The sequence below is a fragment of the Amphritea sp. GJ51-11 genome (assembly GCF_055808735.1).
The window spans coordinates 3325001-3345100 of sequence record NZ_CM147881.1 but is presented as its reverse complement, the minus strand read 5'-3'; the positions used below and the strand labels follow the sequence as shown (position 1 = coordinate 3345100).

At 47.6% G+C, this 20100-nt stretch carries 21 protein-coding genes, 1 rRNA gene and 1 riboswitch (1 of these 23 running past the window's edge); of the genes, 16 read left to right on the top strand and 6 right to left on the bottom strand.

What is annotated here, in order from left to right; genetic code table 11:
* Positions 1-25 precede the first annotated feature (25 nt).
* The 11 genes from radC (at position 26) to thiC (ending at position 10367) form a co-directional block, all read left to right on the top strand.
* Positions 26-700, top strand: coding sequence for a RadC family protein (gene radC, locus AC0L4K_RS14950; protein WP_473266948.1), 675 nt, complete (start codon positions 26-28; stop codon positions 698-700).
* Between the two features lie 210 nt (positions 701-910).
* The gene (gene rpmB, locus AC0L4K_RS14945; RefSeq protein WP_126160021.1) at positions 911-1147 is read left to right on the top strand and encodes a 50S ribosomal protein L28; all 237 of its coding nucleotides are present in this window, start codon (positions 911-913) and stop codon (positions 1145-1147) included.
* Between the two features lie 11 nt (positions 1148-1158).
* Positions 1159-1314 (top strand): 50S ribosomal protein L33, encoded by a 156-nt coding sequence (gene rpmG / locus AC0L4K_RS14940; RefSeq protein ID WP_019622531.1) that lies wholly within the window; start codon positions 1159-1161, stop codon positions 1312-1314.
* 96 nt (positions 1315-1410) lie between these two features.
* Positions 1411-2223 carry a bifunctional DNA-formamidopyrimidine glycosylase/DNA-(apurinic or apyrimidinic site) lyase gene (mutM, locus tag AC0L4K_RS14935; RefSeq protein ID WP_417228078.1) on the top strand — a complete coding sequence of 271 codons (813 nt, stop codon included), beginning with the start codon at positions 1411-1413 and terminating at the stop codon, positions 2221-2223.
* The gene (locus tag AC0L4K_RS14930) at positions 2223-2645 is read left to right on the top strand and encodes an alpha/beta hydrolase (protein WP_473266946.1); all 423 of its coding nucleotides are present in this window, start codon (positions 2223-2225) and stop codon (positions 2643-2645) included. The genes mutM and AC0L4K_RS14930 overlap by 1 nt, the downstream gene beginning before the upstream one ends.
* Complete coding sequence (locus tag AC0L4K_RS14925) at positions 2552-3130, top strand: alpha/beta fold hydrolase (protein ID WP_473266944.1); 579 nt, start codon at positions 2552-2554, stop codon at positions 3128-3130. The genes AC0L4K_RS14930 and AC0L4K_RS14925 overlap by 94 nt, the downstream gene beginning before the upstream one ends.
* A gap of 42 nt (positions 3131-3172) precedes the next feature.
* Positions 3173-5464 (top strand): putative bifunctional diguanylate cyclase/phosphodiesterase, encoded by a 2292-nt coding sequence (locus AC0L4K_RS14920; protein ID WP_473266942.1) that lies wholly within the window; start codon positions 3173-3175, stop codon positions 5462-5464.
* A 72-nt stretch (positions 5465-5536) separates the two neighbouring features.
* Positions 5537-6070 carry a phosphatase PAP2 family protein gene (locus AC0L4K_RS14915; protein WP_417228075.1) on the top strand — a complete coding sequence of 178 codons (534 nt, stop codon included), beginning with the start codon at positions 5537-5539 and terminating at the stop codon, positions 6068-6070.
* Between the two features lie 28 nt (positions 6071-6098).
* On the top strand, positions 6099-7151 hold the full coding sequence (locus tag AC0L4K_RS14910; protein WP_417228074.1) for an MJ1255/VC2487 family glycosyltransferase: 1053 nt from the start codon (positions 6099-6101) through the stop codon (positions 7149-7151).
* A gap of 640 nt (positions 7152-7791) precedes the next feature.
* A riboswitch (TPP riboswitch) is annotated at positions 7792-7900 on the top strand.
* Positions 7901-7949: 49 nt separating this feature from the next.
* Positions 7950-8384 carry a hypothetical protein gene (locus AC0L4K_RS14905; protein ID WP_473266940.1) on the top strand — a complete coding sequence of 145 codons (435 nt, stop codon included), beginning with the start codon at positions 7950-7952 and terminating at the stop codon, positions 8382-8384.
* 102 nt (positions 8385-8486) lie between these two features.
* Complete coding sequence (gene thiC, locus AC0L4K_RS14900; protein WP_473266939.1) at positions 8487-10367, top strand: phosphomethylpyrimidine synthase ThiC; 1881 nt, start codon at positions 8487-8489, stop codon at positions 10365-10367.
* Positions 10368-10419: 52 nt separating this feature from the next.
* Here thiC and AC0L4K_RS14895 read toward each other — a convergent pair whose 3' ends face one another.
* The 3 genes from AC0L4K_RS14895 to AC0L4K_RS14885 form a co-directional block, all read right to left on the bottom strand.
* Positions 10420-10944 (bottom strand): nucleoside 2-deoxyribosyltransferase, encoded by a 525-nt coding sequence (locus tag AC0L4K_RS14895; RefSeq protein ID WP_417228071.1) that lies wholly within the window; start codon positions 10942-10944, stop codon positions 10420-10422.
* Between the two features lies 1 nt (position 10945).
* Positions 10946-11209: a DUF5062 family protein gene (locus tag AC0L4K_RS14890; RefSeq protein WP_417228070.1), complete on the bottom strand. Its 264-nt coding sequence runs from the start codon at positions 11207-11209 to the stop codon at positions 10946-10948.
* Positions 11210-11331: 122 nt separating this feature from the next.
* Positions 11332-11796, bottom strand: coding sequence for an aminoacyl-tRNA deacylase (locus AC0L4K_RS14885; protein WP_473266936.1), 465 nt, complete (start codon positions 11794-11796; stop codon positions 11332-11334).
* A gap of 138 nt (positions 11797-11934) precedes the next feature.
* Here AC0L4K_RS14885 and AC0L4K_RS14880 point away from each other — a divergent pair, with 138 nt between their 5' ends.
* Positions 11935-12576 carry an MBL fold metallo-hydrolase gene (locus AC0L4K_RS14880; protein WP_417228068.1) on the top strand — a complete coding sequence of 214 codons (642 nt, stop codon included), beginning with the start codon at positions 11935-11937 and terminating at the stop codon, positions 12574-12576.
* Here AC0L4K_RS14880 and AC0L4K_RS14875 read toward each other — a convergent pair.
* Together AC0L4K_RS14875 and zapE are read right to left on the bottom strand one after the other, a co-directional pair.
* Positions 12573-13178, bottom strand: coding sequence for a DUF502 domain-containing protein (locus AC0L4K_RS14875; RefSeq protein ID WP_473266934.1), 606 nt, complete (start codon positions 13176-13178; stop codon positions 12573-12575). The genes AC0L4K_RS14880 and AC0L4K_RS14875 overlap by 4 nt on opposite strands.
* 34 nt (positions 13179-13212) lie before the next feature.
* On the bottom strand, positions 13213-14361 hold the full coding sequence (gene zapE / locus AC0L4K_RS14870; RefSeq protein ID WP_473266933.1) for a cell division protein ZapE: 1149 nt from the start codon (positions 14359-14361) through the stop codon (positions 13213-13215).
* Between the two features lie 93 nt (positions 14362-14454).
* Between zapE and AC0L4K_RS14865 the strand changes: the two genes are divergently transcribed.
* Positions 14455-15177, top strand: a complete 723-nt coding sequence (locus tag AC0L4K_RS14865) for a lipoyl protein ligase domain-containing protein (RefSeq protein WP_473266931.1) — start codon at positions 14455-14457, stop codon at positions 15175-15177.
* Between the two features lie 50 nt (positions 15178-15227).
* Here the strand turns inward: AC0L4K_RS14865 and pfkA are convergent, their stop codons facing one another.
* The gene (gene pfkA, locus AC0L4K_RS14860) at positions 15228-16232 is read right to left on the bottom strand and encodes a 6-phosphofructokinase (RefSeq protein ID WP_417228064.1); all 1005 of its coding nucleotides are present in this window, start codon (positions 16230-16232) and stop codon (positions 15228-15230) included.
* 146 nt (positions 16233-16378) lie between these two features.
* On the opposite strand from pfkA, the gene aceK reads away from it, so the two are divergent.
* The 3 genes from aceK to AC0L4K_RS14845 form a co-directional block, all read left to right on the top strand.
* A complete protein-coding gene (aceK, locus tag AC0L4K_RS14855; protein ID WP_473266930.1) occupies positions 16379-18100 on the top strand; it encodes a bifunctional isocitrate dehydrogenase kinase/phosphatase in 1722 nt (573 codons plus the stop codon).
* 121 nt (positions 18101-18221) lie between these two features.
* On the top strand, positions 18222-19205 hold the full coding sequence (locus tag AC0L4K_RS14850; RefSeq protein ID WP_473266928.1) for a TAXI family TRAP transporter solute-binding subunit: 984 nt from the start codon (positions 18222-18224) through the stop codon (positions 19203-19205).
* A gap of 641 nt (positions 19206-19846) precedes the next feature.
* Positions 19847-20100: ribosomal RNA gene (locus AC0L4K_RS14845) — 16S ribosomal RNA — on the top strand; it runs 1287 nt beyond the window's last position.

Genomic DNA, 20100 nt, shown 5'->3' with positions numbered 1-20100 from the left:
GATTAAATGACACAAGGATGTGAATATGGCGATTACTGACTGGCCCGAAGCGGAGCGTCCCCGGGAGAAGCTATTACATCAGGGCGCGGCAAGTTTATCGGATGGCGAGCTACTGGCTATTTTTTTGCGCACCGGCGTCAAAGGCTGTAGTGCGGTGGATCTTGCTCGTCGACTGTTGCGCCGTTTTGGTGGTTTACGGGCGTTAATAAATGCGGATCAAGCGACCTTTTGCGCCGAACTTGGGTTGGGGCCTGCAAAGTATGTTCAGCTGCAGGCCGTGCTGGAGATTAGCCGACGCTGCTATGCCGAACAGTTGCAGCGAGATTCTGCGTTGACATCACCGGACTTAGTTCGGGATTATCTACAACTGCAGTTAAGTGATCGAAGCCGAGAGGTGTTTGCCTGCTTATTGCTAGACAGCCAACATCGAGTGATCTGCTATGAGGAGTTGTTTCAGGGGACGATCGATAGCGCGACGGTGCATCCCCGGGAAGTGGTGAAACTGGCGCTACAGCATAATGCGGCGGCTATTATTTTGGCGCACAACCACCCTTCCGGTGTGGCCGAGCCGAGTCTGGCGGATCAGAACATCACCTTACGCATTAAAGAGGCGTTAAATTTGGTTGATATTCGCCTGTTGGATCATATGGTGGTGGGCGCAGGCGTGACGGTTTCCCTCGCTGAAAGAGGGATGATTTGAGGCAGAATAAAAAATACTCAGCCTGTATAGCCAGTGGCGTTTGTTTTCTGTACAATGCGCGCTCTTCTATCCACCGGTACGGGATTTGAGTCTTTGGTTTGGACGCTCCGCCTGAGGATAATGAAGCGGCCCTATTTATCTGGGACGTATCGCTTCTGATCCAATAAGTATCTGATAGAAGTTACATAAACTATAAGTAAGGTATTTGTCATGTCTCGAGTTTGCATGGTTACAGGTAAACGCCCTGTAGCAGGAAACAACGTTTCCCACGCATTGAACCGCACACGTCGTCGCTTTTTGCCGAACCTGCACTGGCACCGTTTCTGGGTAGAAAGCGAGCAGAAATTTGTACGTCTGCGCGTTTCTTCTAAAGGTATGCGTATCATCGATAAGAAAGGTATCGATGTTGTGCTGGCTGATGTTCGTAAGAACGGCATTAAAGTTTAAGGAGCACGATTATGCGCGATAAAATTAAGATGGTTTCATCTGCTGGTACTGGTCACTTCTACACCACTACTAAGAACAAACGTACTACCCCTGACAAGCTGGAAATGAAGAAATTCGATCCTGTTGTACGTCAGCATGTTATGTACAAAGAAGCGAAGATTAAGTAATAATAATCTTGGCTAGACAAAAAACCCGGCCTAGTCCGGGTTTTTTTGTGCCTGCGATCCTTAGCATAGCGCTGATTAACCTAAAGTTTAGAGAATATGCCTGAATTACCTGAAGTTGAAACCACCCGTCGCGGTATTGAACCTCACATAGAGGGACGCACGATTACCGCTGTTACCATTCGCCAGCCGAAGTTGCGCTGGCCAATACCGGAACAGCTGGCAGAATGGGTCGTTAACGGTCAGGTGAGTTCGGTGACTCGGCGGGGGAAATACCTTTTAATTCATCTTCCCCGGGGTGCAGTAATGATTCATCTGGGGATGTCTGGTAGTCTCTATATGGTCAGTGCCGAGCAGCCAGCGGCTTATCATGATCATGTCGATCTGGTTCTCGATAGTGGTATGGCATTGCGACTGACAGATCCGCGTCGATTTGGCTCAGTATTGTGGCAACCGTTAGGTGAATCACATTCGCTGCTGGAAAAGTTGGGGCCAGAGCCTCTGAGTAGTGATTTTTCAGCCAGTTATCTGCAACAGCGTTGCGCTGGGCGAAAGCAGGCGATCAAACAGTTCATTATGAATAGTCAGGTTGTCGTAGGCGTGGGTAATATTTACGCTAACGAAGCACTCTTTAGTGCAGGCATTCATCCTAAACGGGCCGCAGGGAATATTTCTGCCGCCAGACTGAGTCGATTCGTTGATGAGATTAAGTCGGTGTTGGCCCGAGCAATAGAACAGGGAGGTACAACATTGAAAGATTTTGTCGGTGGTGATGGCAAGCCCGGATATTTTAAGCAACAACTGAACGTGTACGGTCGTGGTGGTGAGTTATGCCATCACTGCAAGTCAACGTTGAAAGAGATACGTCTCGGTCAGCGATCCACTGTTTACTGTCCGGAGTGTCAACATTGATGGAAACGATAGAACCTCTTTTGAAACCTACCCCTAAAGGTGGTGAAATTAACTCAACGCGGGAAGATTTACAGAAGGCTTTGGGGAGCGAACCCTTTCTCGTCAAACGTAAAACCTTCCATGTCGGTGAATTGCCGATTCATTGTGAAGTCTATGAACATCATGCGGATTCTCCGGTGCTACTGTTTCTACCGGGTATCGGTACCTATGGTGAGCTTTATGCGGCGATGCTGAGTCACCTTTCTGATCGAGGTTTTAATGTCGTTGCGATTGACCCACCCGGGCATGGTTATTCCGGGGGGAGCGTGGGGCTTACACCGTTGAAAGTGTGCAAACGAGTGTCTCTGAAGTCATTGATGCTTTGGAGCAGCGTTATGCTGGTCCATTCTACATGTATGGTTACTCTGTGGGTGCGCTGTTAGCCGTGGCTGCGGCAGAGCATGATGAGCGTATCACGAAGGTGGTTTGTGGCACTTTATTAACCACGGAAGTGCCTCCGGATCTGTTTCATTTTATCGGTTGGCAGTGGACTTGGGGCAGCGCTATGCTGTTTCCTTCGGTTCGTTTGCCCCTCTCTTGGCTGGTGGATTATCATGAGCTATTAGCAGGGCATCCCGCTGGTCGGTTAATTAACCAAGATCCGATGCTAGTGCTCGATTATCCCTTTAAAACGTTGGCCAGTGTGTTTAGTCGTAAAGCCGGCATTATGAAAAAACGTTATCCGTTTGAGATAGCGATTGTGCAAGGCGACCAAGATGAAGTATTGTCTATTGGCTATGCGCGCCGGGTTATCTTTGAAGCCGAGCAGCCCATAGAGCTAGTGAGTGTGCCGGGCGAGGGTCATATGATGCCGCTGACTGCGCCGCTTAAATTAGCCGATATTATTGCAGACTGGTTGCAACCCTAGTCGTTAATATTCTTTAGGATAAGAGTAATTACAAGAATAAATATGACGGCTACTCTACGTGCTAAACTGGCACCTTTACTGGTGTCAGTTTTTCTAATGATAGTGTCGCTTACGGCGACCGCTCAAATTGATCTAACAGAGCAAGAATCTCAATGGCTTGAGATGCACCGCGCCTCGATGAAGGTCGGTGTGGTGGTGATGCCTCCCTATCTATCTAAACGTGGTGAGGATGGCAGGCTTCAAGGCCTGTCGATGGACTATCTTAACTTGATTGAAGATGCTTTAGGGGCCGGTTTTCAACATCAGGTGTTTGAAAGTTACGGTGCCTTAATGGTGGCGGCGAAAGCCCGTACGGTTGATATTGCGGTGGCTGTCAGTGAGACAGAAGATCGTCATCATTACCTAAATTTCACCCGCGTCTATTCACATCTATCGAATAAAATATACACCCAGAAAGGCCGCTTTAGTCAGGCAGAAATGTCTGACTTTGCCGGCAAGCGCTTTGCCGTGCCTGAGGGAACAGCGTTAGCAAATTATATCCGCAGTAACTATCCTGAGATTGATCTTGTTGCAACACCAACCCTGCGGGCTGCTTTCAACTTACTGGGGGCCGGTCAAGTTGAGGCTGTGGGCGGCTCTGCTGCTGCAGGTTATTTCTATTCGGTAAAAGATGGCATCGATAATATTAGTATCGTAGGTAATGTGGGGTTTGATTATCACCTGACCTTTGGTACACGTAACGATAAGCCGATGATGGGCATCTTAGTCGATAAAGCGATGGCCTCTATTACCCCAGAGCAACGACAGGAGATCGCCAACCGTTGGTTAACCCCAGAAGATACTCAGCGGGTCGATATTAAAACACTGACGCAATGGTTGGTCGTGGTTGGTTTTGGTTTAACCAGTGTGCTGCTGTTGATTGTTATTCTATGGAACCGTTCTCTGAAACGAGAAGTTTCCTATCGTAAAGAGATTCAGAAAGAGGTGAGTTTTCTTGCCTACCATGATGAGTTAACCGGCGCTTACAACCGGCAATTTATGGCGGAAACGCTGGCAGAATATATCCGTTTACCTTGCTCAGAAGAGCAAACCACCTGTGTTATTTTAATCGGCTTAGATAACTTTAGCCTGATCAATGAGTTTCACGGCCAGAAAATGGGAGACTATGTTCTTAGGCACATGAGTGAGCGGCTCCAGGCGCGCTTGAGTGGCGGTTCGGTGCTATCCCGTAATGGCGGCGATGAGTTTACCGTATTGCTTCGACACTCTGCTAACCGGACCTCTTTGAGCCAGTTTGCCGATCGTTTAATCGCCGAGATTAGCTTGCCTATTGTTTCTGGTGATCAGAGCTTTTCTTTGACCGCAACGGCGGGTATTTCGATACAAGAAGGGGAGCTTAATGACCCCCTGCGACTGCTTGAACAGGCAGATCTTGCACTACATGAAGCGAAAAAGAAAAATGCCGGCAGCTACTTTTTTTACACTTCCGACATGAGTGATCAACTGCACGAAAATCAACAGTTAGTGGTGTCCTTGGCGGGCGCCTTGTCTTCAGATCTATTTTATCTTGAGTATCAGCCGCAGATCGCTCTGCGTAGCGGTGAAGTGATGGGTTTTGAAGCGCTTGCCCGTTGGAGTCACCCGGTGTTTGGCAATATCCCACCGGATAAATTTATTGCCCTCGCCGAACAGGAAGGGTTAATTGTGACCCTAGGCGACCGGGTACTGCAGTTAGCCTGTAAGCAGGGCTGTGAATGGCTTAAACAGGGATTGAGCTTCGATCGCTTGGCGGTGAATGTATCCGTGAAGCAGTTTGTTGAATCGGATTTTGCGAGCAAAGTGTTAAATGCGCTGGAACAAAGTGGCTTCCCCGCTGAGAAACTTGAGTTAGAGATCACCGAATCTGTGTTTCTTGGGGATCGTGTGCAGGCGAAAGAGACGATGAGCAAACTGACCCAGCGGGGCGTGTGTTTTTCGATCGATGATTTTGGTACGGGTTTTTCATCGTTACTCTATTTAAAAGAGTTACCGGTAACCAAGCTTAAGCTCGACCAAGGGTTTATTCGCGGCATCACCCATGATTACTCCAGCCTGCAAATTGTTAAGGCTTCGTTGCAGATGGGGAACGCTTTAAATATGGATGTTATCGTGGAAGGCGTGGAAACCGATGAAGAATATCAAATCTTGTTCGGGTTGAGATGTCAGCATGCACAGGGCTATCTATTTAGCCGTCCGTTAAAACCCGATTTAATTACACCGGCGTTATTGCGGAAAATTTCAGCATCGGTGACAGCGATTAGTGCCGTAGAGAAAGAGCCTGTCACCGAAGCGTAAATCCTTGTTCACCACTTTGTAACAGTCTCTGAGCGAAAATGTTGTCAAACAGCAAACATTGGGTTCAGAACCATGAGTGCATTTCAACAACGTTTAGCCGCTTTCGATGTTTCCCTCTATTACCTCTGCTTTGGTACCTGCCGATTACCGGTGATGCCCACCTTGAGTCGACTCATCTCCAAGTTAGGGGATGGTAGCCTCTATCTCATTATTGGCTTACTGCTCGCATGGTTAGAGCCATTGCATGGCAGTGAGTTTCTACTAGCGGGCTTGTTTGTCTTTGCGATTGAACTGCCGATTTATCTCTGCTTAAAACAACTCATCAAACGTGACCGACCCTGTGATCGTTTTGCGGATGTTACTCCTCAAATAATCCCTTCAGATAAGTTCAGCTTGCCTTCAGGCCATGCCGCGGCAGCGTTCGTATTTGCTACGCTATTGGCGGTTTATTATCCCGCCTTTATGGTGCTGGCCTATACCTTAGCTGGGCTTATTGCGTTGGCACGGGTCTTTCTCGGCGTGCATTACCCGACCGATATTCTCGCCGGTGCGGCACTCGGGCTGATTTCTGCTGCGCTTGGTCTAAATCTGATAGACCTCTTCTAGAATCTCGTCTTTGCAGGGGAAACCCGTTATGAAAATTCTTTATGGTGTTCAGGCGACGGGGAATGGTCATATTACCCGGGCTAGAGTGATGGCGCCGGCTTTGTTAAAAGAGGGGATCGAGGTTGATTTCCTGTTTAGCGGTCGGCCTCCTGAGAAACTCTTTAATATGGAACCTTTCGGTGATTATCAGGTGCGTCGTGGTTTAACCTTTAGCGTTAAAGATGGGCGGATTGATCGTTGGCGCAGCCTTAGACAGAATAACTTTATACAGTTGGTTCGTGATATTCGGGCGCTGGATCTGCAGGGGTATGATCTGATTATCAGTGATTTTGAGCCTATTACCGCTTGGGCAGCGAAGCTACAAAAGAAACCCTGTATTGGTATCGCTCATCAATACGCCTTTCGTTATCCGCTCCCGGGGCCGGGCGTTGGGCGTATTATGCTGCCAATGATCCGTTTTTTTGCCCCGGTACAGCAAGGGATAGGATTGCATTGGCATCACTTTAATGGGCCGATTTTACCGCCGTTAATAGAACCTCAGCCTTACCCGACTAGTCAGCAGGCGGGCATGATTCTGGTCTATTTGCCATTTGAAGAGCGTCAGCAGATTCGCCAGTGGTTATTACCCTTTAGTGAATTTGAATTTCATGTTTATTGCGATATCGATCAGCCTGAAGATGACGGCCATATTCTTTGGCGACCGCTATCTCGTGAGGCGTTTCGCCAAGCTCAAGCCTGTTGTGAAGGGGTTATTGCCAATAGTGGTTTTGGTTTATCCAGTGAGGTGTTACAGGCGGGTAAAAAGCTACTAACGAAACCTTTGTCAGGGCAACCTGAGCAGGTCTCCAATGCCGCTGTGTTACAGCATTTAGGTCTTGCCGAGGTATTTTCTGAACTACAGGCGGAGCAGTTTTATCGCTGGGTACAACAGCCATCGCCGGAACCGGTGGTTTACCCGGATGTGGCGGCAGCGTTAGCTGGTTGGATACATGACGGCCGCGCTCAAACTCCCACTGAATTAGCGCAAGCGCTTTGGCAAGAGCGTTTGTTCGATCAGTTGGAACCTCAAGCGTTGAGTTAGTTATCGTTTGTTTAGCTTAACGCTTGCAAGTTAAATTGCAGATATAAAAAAGAGAGCACTCAGTTTCACTTAAGTGCTCTCTTTTACATGCCTAGCATCACTATTATTAAATCCGTTTGTGATGAAACTTATCCGGCTTCCCGCCGTGATATCCTTATATCCCTTTCATCAGTGTTTGCTAAGCGACAATCCTTTGTTCATCCTTCCTTCATCCGTGAAGGCCATCGATCCGTCAAAATCAGTATCCTATTTAGCGGCTTTAAGCACCATAGGAAAAAATCCTATTTCTATGGTGATGGATATTTTACTTAGCGCTAATTGTGAAGATAAAAAAAGAGCGCTTAATTCCCCTTAAGCACTCTCTTTATATGGCATCCGTTTTCCGTGCGGTTAATCCAAGGCATCATGCCAGCAATCCATGCTTCCTGTTCCGCGTATCGTGGCCGTCCTGTGTTCTATCCAGAACATTGTTACTTCCTGAAGCACATAATGATCGAAGCATAGATATGGAGATATAGGAAAAAGTCTTATTTTTGTTGTGAGTGGGGAATAAGTATTGAGTTCAGGTGGTCTGAAAAGGCTCACCTGTCATTTTTTTGTTGAAAGATGGACATCTATAAAACTTGCACATAAACTATTCAGCATCTTGTCGGGGTGCCCTTTGGGCTGAGAGTTGGACTTAAATAGACCAATAACCCGCGAACCTGATCCGGTTAATACCGGCGTAGGAAATCGAGATAAACCGCCATGCTGTCTTTTTTTTGTACACGGTTTAGCTCATAAGCTAGGTCTGTACAGATGTCTGAAACAAACATTTCTATCATACATACGACTGCTGCCCTCAAGGGTGCAAGTGTCTCTATTCGAGCAAGCCTCAAAGCTTTGTTTGCCTTAGTGCGTAACTTCGTCAAACCAGACCTGACCGTGCAGGTTATTTTTTCTGTTGTGTTCAATCCTATCGTCAAGCCAGTCATCGCAGACCGGGGTGACCGTGTCGCTACGGGCCTGATTCTATATAAACCTAACACTTTCGTTAATAAGTCGGCCTTGCTCATTGAAAAAGGTGATGTGGCTCGTTTCAACAATACCATTGATCGCTCTAACTCTCGGCTTAGCTGCCAAACTATTGTGCTACCCACGAACGACTCAGACACCCGGGTTAAAAGACGAGGTTTTGAGTGCGCAGCGGCTATTCGTTGGCGGTCAGGGTGTACAGCGTGGCTATCAGCATAAATTTAAGTCTGCAGAATCGGCTGCAGCATTACTACTCATAAGGGTAACCAGCTGTTTTTAGCTGGAATTTTATAACAAGAAAATCAAAACACAGGTAATACGATGTCAGATAATCAAACCGTTCTCAGTCGCAGCGCTCAGGTTGATGAAGCCTCTGTTCAGCCGTTTCCCAACTCCCGTAAGGTGTACGTTGAGGGTTCTCGCCCTGATGTGCGAGTACCGATGCGTGAAATTGCCTTGGATGATACACCGACTGATATGGGCGGTGAAAAGAACGACCCGCTGTATGTCTATGATACCTCGGGCCCTTATACCGACCCTGAGGCTAACATCGATGTGCGTAAAGGCTTGGCGCCGTTGCGTGCTGACTGGATTGCTGAACGTAATAATACTGTACGTTTGGAGGGCCTAAGCTCGGAGTACGGCCGTGCCCGTGAGCAAGATCTGCGTTTGGATAACTTACGTTTTGAATTGACCCGTAAGCCGTTAAAAGCTAAACCGGGTGAAAACGTGACTCAGTTGCATTATGCCCGCCAAGGGATTATCACGCCGGAGATGGAGTTCATCGCCATCCGTGAGAATATGAAGTTGGCGAAATCCCGTGCTGAAGGTAATGTTGTCGCGCAGCAACATCCTGGGCATAGCTTCGGGGCGAAGCTTCCTGATGAGATAACCCCTGAGTTTGTTCGCCAAGAAGTGGCCGAAGGTCGGGCAATTATTCCTGCTAACATTAACCACCCCGAAGTTGAGCCGATGATTATTGGCCGTAATTTCTTGGTAAAAATTAATGGCAACATCGGTAATTCGGCACTGAGTTCTTCTATTGAAGAGGAGGTCGAGAAGATGACTTGGGGTATCCGTTGGGGCTCGGATACCATTATGGATCTGTCTACCGGTAAAAATATCCATGAAACCCGGGAATGGATTCTGCGTAACTCCCCTGTACCTATTGGTACCGTACCGATTTATCAAGCACTGGAGAAAGTCAGTGGCGTGGCTGAAGACCTTAACTGGGAAGTGTTCCGCGATACGCTGATTGAGCAGGCAGAGCAGGGGGTGGATTACTTTACCATTCATGCTGGTGTCTTGCTGCGCTATGTACCGATGACGGCGAAGCGGATGACCGGTATCGTCTCCCGCGGTGGCTCTATCATGGCTAAATGGTGTTTGGCGCACCACGAAGAGAACTTCCTTTACACGCATTTCGAAGATATCTGTCAGATCTGTAAAGCCTACGATGTCTCCTTCTCTCTTGGGGATGGTCTGCGTCCAGGTTCGGTCTATGATGCCAACGACGAAGCTCAATTCTCAGAGCTTGAAACCCTTGGTGAGCTGACCAAAATTGCTTGGAAGCACGATGTGCAGGTGATGATTGAAGGTCCGGGACATGTGCCGATGCATATGATCAAAGAGAACATGGATAAGCAGTTGACCGAGTGTCATGAAGCGCCATTCTATACCTTGGGACCTCTGACTACTGATATTGCTCCTGGCTATGATCATATTACCTCAGGCATCGGTGCGGCGATGATCGGTTGGTATGGCTGTGCCATGCTTTGCTATGTCACACCGAAAGAGCACCTAGGGTTGCCGAATAAAGATGATGTTAAAACCGGTATCATCACCTATAAGATCGCCGCTCATGCTGCCGATCTGGCTAAGGGACATCCGGGTGCTCAGATTCGTGATAATGCGATGTCCAAAGCACGCTTCGAGTTCCGCTGGGAAGATCAGTTTAATATTGGTCTAGACCCCGATACGGCTCGGGCCTATCACGATGAAACCTTGCCAAAGGAATCCGCCAAGGTGGCGCATTTTTGCTCGATGTGTGGGCCTAAGTTCTGTTCGATGAAAATCTCTCAGGAAGTCCGTGATTTGGATGCAAGCCAAATCGCATCGATACAGGCCGCAGCCGATAAAGGGATGCAGGAAAAATCTCAGGAGTTTAAAGAGACCGGTGCAGAGATTTATCACAAGGTGTAATGAAGTTCCTGTTTAACGCTGTGATTGATTAGAACAGAAAAAGCCGCTGATATTAGCGGCTTTTGTGTATCTGTCGCAGTAGTTTTTCAAATACGGCGAGGTGGTTATCGATGGTTTGGCTGTTTGGCTCGGTGATGAACCCGCCCCGTTGTTCCAATGCGCCAATCATCATCAGGTTATCGGCCATGTCGAACGCTTCAATACTCAAGCCATCGGCATCGGTTTCTATGCCATCGACTCTGTCACTATACAGTCGCCCATCCAGTGAATAACCCCAGACGGGCTTGTTGAGGGCGGTGATATACCCCATTTCAAACGCTGTACCGACATCCATACTTGGGCCTCTGAACGGTGTCATATTGGCGATGATCAGGTCACAGCGGTCCATTAACGCTATATTGGCGTGATAGATTGCCAGCCCAGCTTGATAAGGGGATAACGAAGATAGGTCGAGAGTGTTATCCAGCGGAAAGAGTCCTTCAAAGCCATATTGTTGACAACACTGTTTTTTGGCTGCACCCAGTTCGATGGCATTGGGCCAGAACACATCCGGTCCCGCTAGATAGATGCTCGGCATATCACTCCTCCAGCAATGGATGGCCTTTAGGGAGTTGGCGACTTATCCACAGGGCGAGTTTGTGTTTCATATTCGGCTCGCTCTCATCGCCTTTAGCTAATGGTTGAATCAATTTATCCAGCACCAATAGTCGGTAAATGGCGGTGATTTTATTGCTGGCGCTATCGGTAGCTTCAAATTGCCCAGCACCACGTTTCACCATGTAGACACCACCAATACGAATCGCTTCTTTAACCAGTTCAGCTTCATGCTTCAACTTTTTCATTGCTCTCTCCAGCGGCACTTATAGGAATGGGTTGTCACTATCGCATAGCTGGCCGAGCAGGGTAAATATATAACGGGTATTTTATCGGGATGGAGCCATCCCGATGGTTTTAATTATTTTCGTTAGTGGCTGATCATGCCGTGGGGTTTTTCTGACATGACTCGTTTGAATGTCGTTTGTGAGAAGCAGAGCAGATCTTGATGATCCCCTGCTTCCATATAACAATCAGGTTCATTTGCTAAGTGATCGTCCCAGATCACCGGCACATTGTAGGCTTGCCCCAGTGCAGGAACCGCACCTTTATTACAATCGCGAAACAGAATCTTCACATCCCGTTGCGCGGCGGGTGAAAAGATTCGGCCCATCGTTTGATTGATCGCATCTAGATCGACCCGCCGGTCAGAGGGGACGACGGCCATCATAAAACCTTCGTCATCGCTCAGCACCACTCCTTTCGCCATTTGTCGTGCGGGTACATGGGCGGCAAGTGCACAACTGAGTGATGTTTCTGTATAAGGGTGTCGAATAAGGCGGTAGGGGATATCGCCTTGATTAAGAAATGTTTGTAGGGTTGGAGATACAGACATCGAACTAACCTCCTTCAGAGTCAACCATCGGTTCTGAATGCTATTGCCGGCGGATCTTGTTTGTCCGCCTCGTACATCGAAGGATAGTTCAGAAATAGGTATACTGCGGGAACACTTTTCAACCATCACGGCATCTCTATGAAATACAGTATTATTCCGGTGACTCAATTCCAGCAGAACTGCACCCTGTTGTGGTGTGATGAGAGTAAAAAAGCGGCGGTGGTCGATCCCGGTGGCGATATCGATAAGGTGATGGCTAAGCTAGAAGAGCTCGGTTTGGTGTTGGAAAAAATACTTCTGACCCATGCTCATATTGATCATGCCGGCGGTACCGCTGAGTTGGTAAAGCGTACCGGTGTGCCTATCGAGGGACCGCATAAAGGAGATCAGTTTTGGATTGATGGCTTACCTCAGCAAAGTCAGATGTTTGGTTTTCCCCAGGTGGAAATTTTTACGCCGGATCGCTGGCTTGAGGATGGTGATAAAGTCACGGTTGGTAATGAAACGCTTGAGGTATTACATTGCCCGGGTCATACCCCTGGTCATGTCGTGTTTTATAGCCCAGAAAGTCAGTTAGCGCAGGTGGGCGATGTGTTGTTTCAAGGCTCGATCGGGCGCACGGACTTCCCTCAAGGGGATCACGGAACATTGATCAACTCGATTAAAGGTAAGCTGTTCCCGCTAGGCGATTCAGTGGCCTTTATTCCAGGCCATGGGCCGATGTCGACCCTAGGCCATGAGCGTAAAACTAACCCCTTTGTCAGTGATCATCGCGGTTAAGAGGTTTTGTCGGTGGTCGATACGCCGCCGCTGACAATAAAGGTGGTAACTTTACCGGCGCTGACATCCAATGGCACGACTAGATCCCGGGGAACAATAATTAGGTTGCCAGAAAAATTGTATGAGTCCGGTAAGTAGACTGAAACATCTTGATCCAAGCCAAAGCTACTCATATCTTCACAGGTGATAAACCCCATGACCTTGATGGTTTTTTCTTGGTTTAAATAGACCATCACGGGTTTATCAAAGCTTTTTTGATCCCCCAGCAGCGCTTGGAACAGATCTTTTAGGGAGTTGTAGAGCAGCTTTACGACGGGGATTCGCTCCATCAGTGCGCCGATGATATTCATCAAAAAGCGAGTGAGGTAGAGTGAGCCTGCAATGCCGGTGAGAATAATAATGGCAACGGTGAGCAGGATACCCAGTAGCGTTTCGGTGGCACCGGCTTGTAGCCCTGGTATAAAGTAGCTAAGCAGTGAGCCTGCTGCGGAAAATAGCGTTTCATCCAGTGCAGTAAAGATTAAAAAGACCAGATAGATCGTGAGCACAAACGGCAGCAGAATCAGTAAACCCTGAAAGAAAAAACGTAATAGTGTGGTCATGAAAGTTGTTCCTATCAAAGCGGCATTAATGGGCTTAAGTCATCGAGGTTGATTGCTGATATTCCAGCGACTGCATCTCTGTTAGGCGGCTGTATGTCCGGGCAAATTCAAAGATCAAACTACCCTCGCCGTAGAGTTCCTCTAATGGGACCTCAAGGCTGAGAAATAGATTAATGTTACGATCATAAAGTTCATCAACCAGACTAATAAAGCGGCGCGCGGGATCATCCATACTGCCCAGTAAAACCTGCCGCTCTCCGGCTTTAACCGCCTCAATGCCATCTTCTGTGCCGCGGGCTTTAATCTGTTCTCGGCTGTGGCTACCCAAGCGCGGGATCTGACTGACAAAAATATGCTTAAAGCGGTTGGCCAGATCGATGTAATCCATCTGGCTGCGCGCGCCCATACAGATATGTTCAAAATCAAACCAGATACAATCTGCACTCATCCCTCTAACCGGTATGGGGCGTTGTAAAACGGCTACCTCATCGGAGCAGGGGGCTGCTTGGCTGATATGGGTATAGAGTTGAGTTAACTGCTGGTCCGTGTCAGAAGATTGATGCTGATCGCCCGGATAGAAAATACAGGGGGCGGGCGTCAGAGAGCGCAGTCGATGATCGGTGTCACCTGCAAGATTAAAGATCTGCATCTGCTGATTAATCATCGCAATAATTGGTTTCACTCGGTCTTCAAACAGTGGGTCTTTACAGAGGTTCTCCGGTGGTCTGTTAGAAGTGGTGATCAGAATGACGCCGTGCTTGAGCAACCCTTTAATCAGTTTGCCTAGAATCATGGCATCGGCAATATCATTAAGGAAAAACTCATCGAAACAGATAAGCCGGTATTGGCGTGCCAGCTTTTTAGCGATCAATTCCAGCGGGTCTGATTTACCCTGCAGCTCGCGCAGTTGCTGGTGGATCTGAGCCATAAAGCGGTGAAAGTGGTAGCGCAGGCTGGTGGCTTCAGCGATATGGGCAAAAAGCAGGTCCATTAGAAAGGTTTTGCCTCGTCCGACGGGCCCCCAGATATAGATCCCTTGTGTTGGTTGTTTGTGAGACGCACCGGACTGTAACGCTTGATAGAACTGATTAAGCGCTTCGGCCAGCAAGCGTTGCTGCGGGTCCTGTTGATAGCCGTTTCGGGAAAGGGCCTGTTGATAAATATCGATAAAGTCTTTTTGCATCACTGAAGTTCCGTTTTTGACAGTCGCATGATAATGGTTTTCCCAAGGGTATAGATAGGTTAATCTTCCTGCCTCTGACGCTAGGGGGACATTATGGACAACAATTTTCAGTCAATGGTCATCGGTTCGATGCCTGATGAACAGCAGCGTATCAGTGAAGTGCTTGAAGTGGGGGTTGAAGAACCGCAGGTGTTACTGTGGCAATATGATCAGGCGGCGGTCATTCTGGGTTGCTCTCAACGCCCTGATACTGGTCAATTGAGTCGGGCTGAAAATGCCGGCTTACCGCTCGTTCGACGACGTTCCGGTGGAGGCGCGGTGCTGGCCGGTCCCTGGATGTTAAGTGTGACGGTTTTTATCCCACCTGAACATTCACTGGCAAAACAGAATATTATTGAGATCTTTTCTTGGTTAGAAGCGATTTGGATCGATACCCTGACGGCCTGCGGTGTGCCATGTAAAGGGGTCGATCAGGCGATGATTGAACAATCAAAAACGGTCAGTCAGGAAAAGGACTTAAAGTGGGCCTGTTATGCCTCGCTGTCACATGGTGAAGTTGTCAGTCTTGATGGGCGCAAGTTGGTGGGATTGGCTCAGATACGAAAGCGTAAAGGGGTTGCTTTAGTGAGCGGGTTACATCTATCCCCTTGCGATTGGCAGCTACTGAGTTCGATCGTGGTGGATAATCCGCTGCGGGGAGAATCCTTAGCAGATTTGAATAGTGATGCGCAGAGCTTGTCTGGTATTGCGGCCGAACAACTGCTTCCTTCACTGATTCATACATTTAGCACGCAGATCAATGCTGCATTCGAGTAGAAACCAGCCTAAGCTGTTTTCTACTGTTATAAGCTTCCACATTTTATCGGTTATTTATGTAACAGTTGAGCGAGTTCTACCAGTTCGGGGTTGAGGGGTTTCTTCTTCTCCATAATATCGAGTAGGGGAATTGCTGTTATCTTACTTTTCGTAATACCCACCATAATATCGCTGAAGCCCGCGAGCAGATAAGTTACCGCTGAGGCCCCAAGGCAAGAAGCCAGTACTCGGTCATGGCCTGTGGGACGGCCGCCCCGTTGTATATGGCCGAGAATACATACCCCCGCCGTTTGACCATCAATTTCCAGTTGTCGCGCTAATCGATAAGTCAAGCCGGGTCTTGGGCCTTCTGCGACAACAATAATACCGCTACTGCCACGACCTTCAGCCCGTTGGTTCGCGAGGGTGAAGCTCAGGGTCGCAAGTTTAAAATCAACCTCCGGTACGATAATCATTTCCGCACCACAGGCGACGCCAACCTGAGAGGCAATATGACCGGAGTTGCGTCCCATCACTTCGACCAAAAAGATACGTTCATGGGATACTGCTGTGTCACGAATTTTGTCGATCGCTTCGAGGGCGGTATTGAGGGCGGTATCGAAGCCGATCGTGTCGTCAGTACCATAGATATCATTATCAATAGTGCCTGGTAAACCAACCACTGGGATGCCCGTTTCGTGGGTAAATAGGTGTGCCCCTGTGAGAGACCCGTCCCCACCAATAATGATTAACCCACCAATACCGCGTTCTTTAAGAATCTCTGCGGCTTGGTTACGTACCATTGGGTCTTTAAAGGCTTCGCATCGATCACTTTTCAGAATTGTACCGCCCCGCTGTACGATATTGGTGACATCACGGCTTTTTAGTTCGGTGATATCACCGATAATGAGGCCGCTATAACCTTTGTTAATACCAAACACACGAACACCTTGATTCAGTGCGGCTCGAGTCACACTGCGAATCGCGGGATTCATGCCGGGTGAATCCCCACCGCTGGTCATTACCGCGATCGCACTAATATTGGTATTTTTATTCAGCTGAGGAAGGTGATACATAGGCATATCTCTCAAAGGGTATAGTTCTAATATTATGCAGATAGTTGGATTAGACAACTATTTCAGCTAGCTTTTTGCCAATTCATGGCAACTCAGAACAATCACTGCTAGATACTATAAAAGAACATAATGACAATTGAAGCTTAATGAACCAACGTGAAGCCGAATGGGTAGCCCATCTGATTCGAGATGGCTTTAACCACTACAGACAGCAATTTCAGGCGATTACCCGTCAGGCGAAGCGTTGTTTTGAGGCGGCCGATTGGCAAGCTATTCAGCATTTATCGGCGCAGCGGATCGATCTTTATAGCACGATGGTCGATCAGGTTAGTGATCGTATTGTGGCTGAGGTGGAGGATAGTCTAGACACTGCGCTGTGGCTCGCGAGTAAAGCCCACTATCATAAAAACATGAACGATCAAGAGGATGCTGAGTTAGGGGAGACATTTTATAACTCCATCTATTGTCGCCTACTGAAACATCGACAGATTAGTGATCAGTACATGTTTCTTCATTCCCCAAGCTTATGTCATGACGATGGGGCTGATCAGATCTATCGGCGCTATACATTGACCGATGGGCTGGTGGCCTTTCTTAATCAGTTGCTGGAGGATTATCGCTTTGCGGTTCCATGGGAGAATAAACGTAGAGATATCAGTAACCTGCTGCGCTATATTCGCACGCAGTTTCCTGAAGAAATGGTGGATGATGGCATTGTTGTAGATGTTATCAGAACCGTTTTCTTCCGTAATAAAGGTGCTTATATCGTCGGGCGAGTGAATTTTGCCACTCGCTCTGTGCCCTTTATCTTGCCCGTATTGAATAACGAGAGTGGTGGGGTCTATATCGATACCGTGCTAGTGGACGAAAATGACGTGTCGATCGTGTTCAGCTTTACGCGGGCCTATTTTCTGGTCGATGTTGCGGTGCCCGCCGCGTTTATCCGTTTCTTGCATTCACTGATCCCGATGAAATCCATTGCTGAGCTTTATAATGCCATTGGTTTTTATAAACAGGGAAAAGCAGAGTTTTATCGTGATTATGTGCAGCACTTAGCTGCTTCAACGGACCAATTTGAGATAGCACCGGGTACCAAAGGTATGGTGATGACGGTGTTTACATTACCGTCCTATCCAGTGGTGTTTAAAATTATTAAGGATCGATTCTCGACCTCCAAAAAGATAACTCGAGATGGAGTGATTGGGAAGTATCAACTGGTCAAACGTCACGACCGAGCGGGACGGATGGCCGATACCCAAGAATTTGTTAACTTTTCGCTTCCGAGAAAGCGTTTTTCAAAGAGGCTACTCGATGAGTTATTAAGTGTTGCCGCCTCTACGGTGGATATTGTTGGCGATGAGGTTGTGATTAAGCACCTATGGACCGAGCGGCGCATGATTCCGTTGAATATCTACCTTGATGAAATGTTGCGTCAGAATAACGAGCAAGCCGTGTATTTAGCCATCCATGAGTTTGGGCAGTGTATAAAAGAACTCGCTGCAGCGAATATTTTTGCCGGAGATATGCTGTTCAAGAACTTTGGTGTGACACGGCATGGTCGGGTAGTATTTTACGATTATGATGAAATTATGTATCTGACCGAGTGCCACTTTCGAGATATTCCTGAAGCTCTTTATCCTGAGCAAGAGATGGCGGCGGAACCTTGGTATTCCGTATCTACCAATGATGTTTTCCCCGAGGAGTTTAGTCTGCTCACCGCCTGTGATCGACGCATCCGCAAGGTCTTTAATGAACTACACGGTGATTTGCTAGATCCTATTTGGTGGACCAATATACAAACTGAAGTTAGCAAGGGGGCAATTATTGATCTATTCCCCTATAGAACAGGACACCGGTTTAACAGGTAAGTACGTATGCAGGCGCTCGGCCGGGCTATTCAATCGATGGTCACTGTAATATTATAGATCGACTAAACTGTTATAATCGGCGTAAATTCCGGGTTCTGATAATAATTCAAAGGAGTGGAATATGGCTTTTCGCAACACAATAACCTCATGGGTTATCGCATTTGGGGTTAGTGTGGCATCAATGGGTGCCATTGCAGCAGAACCTGTGAAAGAAGTAATTACTGTCGGTACGGGCGGAGTAACCGGCGTTTACTATCCCACCGGTGGAGCAATATGCCGTTTAGTTAATAAAACACGAGCTGACCACGGTATTCGTTGTGCAACAGAAAGCACCGCAGGCTCTGTTGCTAACTTAGAGTTAATCGCCGATAAAGACATTGCCTTCGGTATAACTCAGTCAGATTGGTTTCATCACGCCTATAATGGCACGGGTAAATTTGCTAAAGCAGGCCCTAATCATAAGCTGAGAGTTGTTTTTTCGATTCACTCTGAGCCTTTTACCGTGTTAGCACGTGCTGGCAACGGTATACGCAAGTTTGATGACCTCAAGGGCAAGAAAGTGAATCTCGGTGTTCAGGGTTCGGGCCAGCGAGGCACGATGGAAACACTGATGAAAGCAAAGGGCTGGAGTAAAAGTGATTTTACTTTAGCCGCAGAATTGAAAGCATCAGAACAGGCAAATGCGTTATGCGAGGGTGAGATCGATGCGATGGTCTATATCATTGGCCATCCAAGTGGGGCGATTAAAGAAGCAACCACATCCTGTGATAGCGTATTGGTCGATGTGAGTGGTCCTGTGATTGATAAACTGATCGCCGACCATAGTTATTATCAACACGCAGAGATTCCGGCTGGTTATTACCGAGGTAATGATCGACTGACAAAAAGCTTTGGGGTTAAAAGCATGTTAGTTGCGTCAACGGATACGTCAGACGAAGTCGTCTATAACTTAGTTAAGTCTGTATTTGATAGCTTCGATACATTTCGAAAACTTCACCCTGCTTTTGCTCAGTTGAGAAAAGAAGACATGGTCAGAGTGTTAGGTGGGCAGCCTTTGCATCCTGGAGCGGTAAAGTACTTCAAAGAGGTTGGACTGCTTAAGTAAAGTAAGACGCTTGTCACGTTATCCGTAAAACCGCCGCGAGGCGGTTTTTGTCATTTGGTTGGCGCTTCTTCCTAGCGCGATGGGCTTTAAGCTCTTGGTCCAGAGACCAAAGTCAGCGGATTAGCCGCGCTTGAGTTGCTTTTTGTTTAAAAAATAATCTTTTTCATAAAATCTTAACTTTTTCGTGCTGGTCCTGTTGACTCATTGGCTGTGCAGTGTAGAATGCGCCTCCTCGCTTGAGACAGCCACCGGAAACGGTTACTGAAACAAGTTGAGCTGTTCGATTAGCCCATTGAAAGCACGGCGTTTAACGCAGGCTTTTAACAGCGAAAAATTGAACAGGAAGTCACCGACTTCATTTGAGAGTTTGCTAAAAGTTCTTAAATAAAATGGTTGACTTCATCAGGGTGTTGAGTAAAATACGCACCTCGCTTGAGACAGCAGCCCAAACGGCTGAACGTTGATAGCAACGCTCTTTAACAGATAGATCAGATAATTCGTGTGGGCGCTTGTTGAGATGAAGCACAAAAGCTTTATCAAAGTAAGCGACACATAAGTAAATTCATGAAGATGTTTTTATGCAAGTTGTTTAATGCTTTGAGCTAGATTTACAAGATATCATTTTCCGATATCTTTGATTTAAACTGAAGAGTTTGATCATGGCTCAGATTGAACGCTGGCGGCAGGCTTAACACATGCAAGTCGAGCGGTAACAGGGGTAGCTTGCTACCCGCTGACGAGCGGCGGACGGGTGAGTAACGCGTAGAAATCTGCCTGGTAGTGGGGGATAGCCCAGAGAAATTTGGATTAATACCGCATACGCCCTACGGGGGAAAGCAGGGGACCTTCGGGCCTTGCGCTATCAGATGAGTCTGCGTCGGATTAGCTAGTTGGT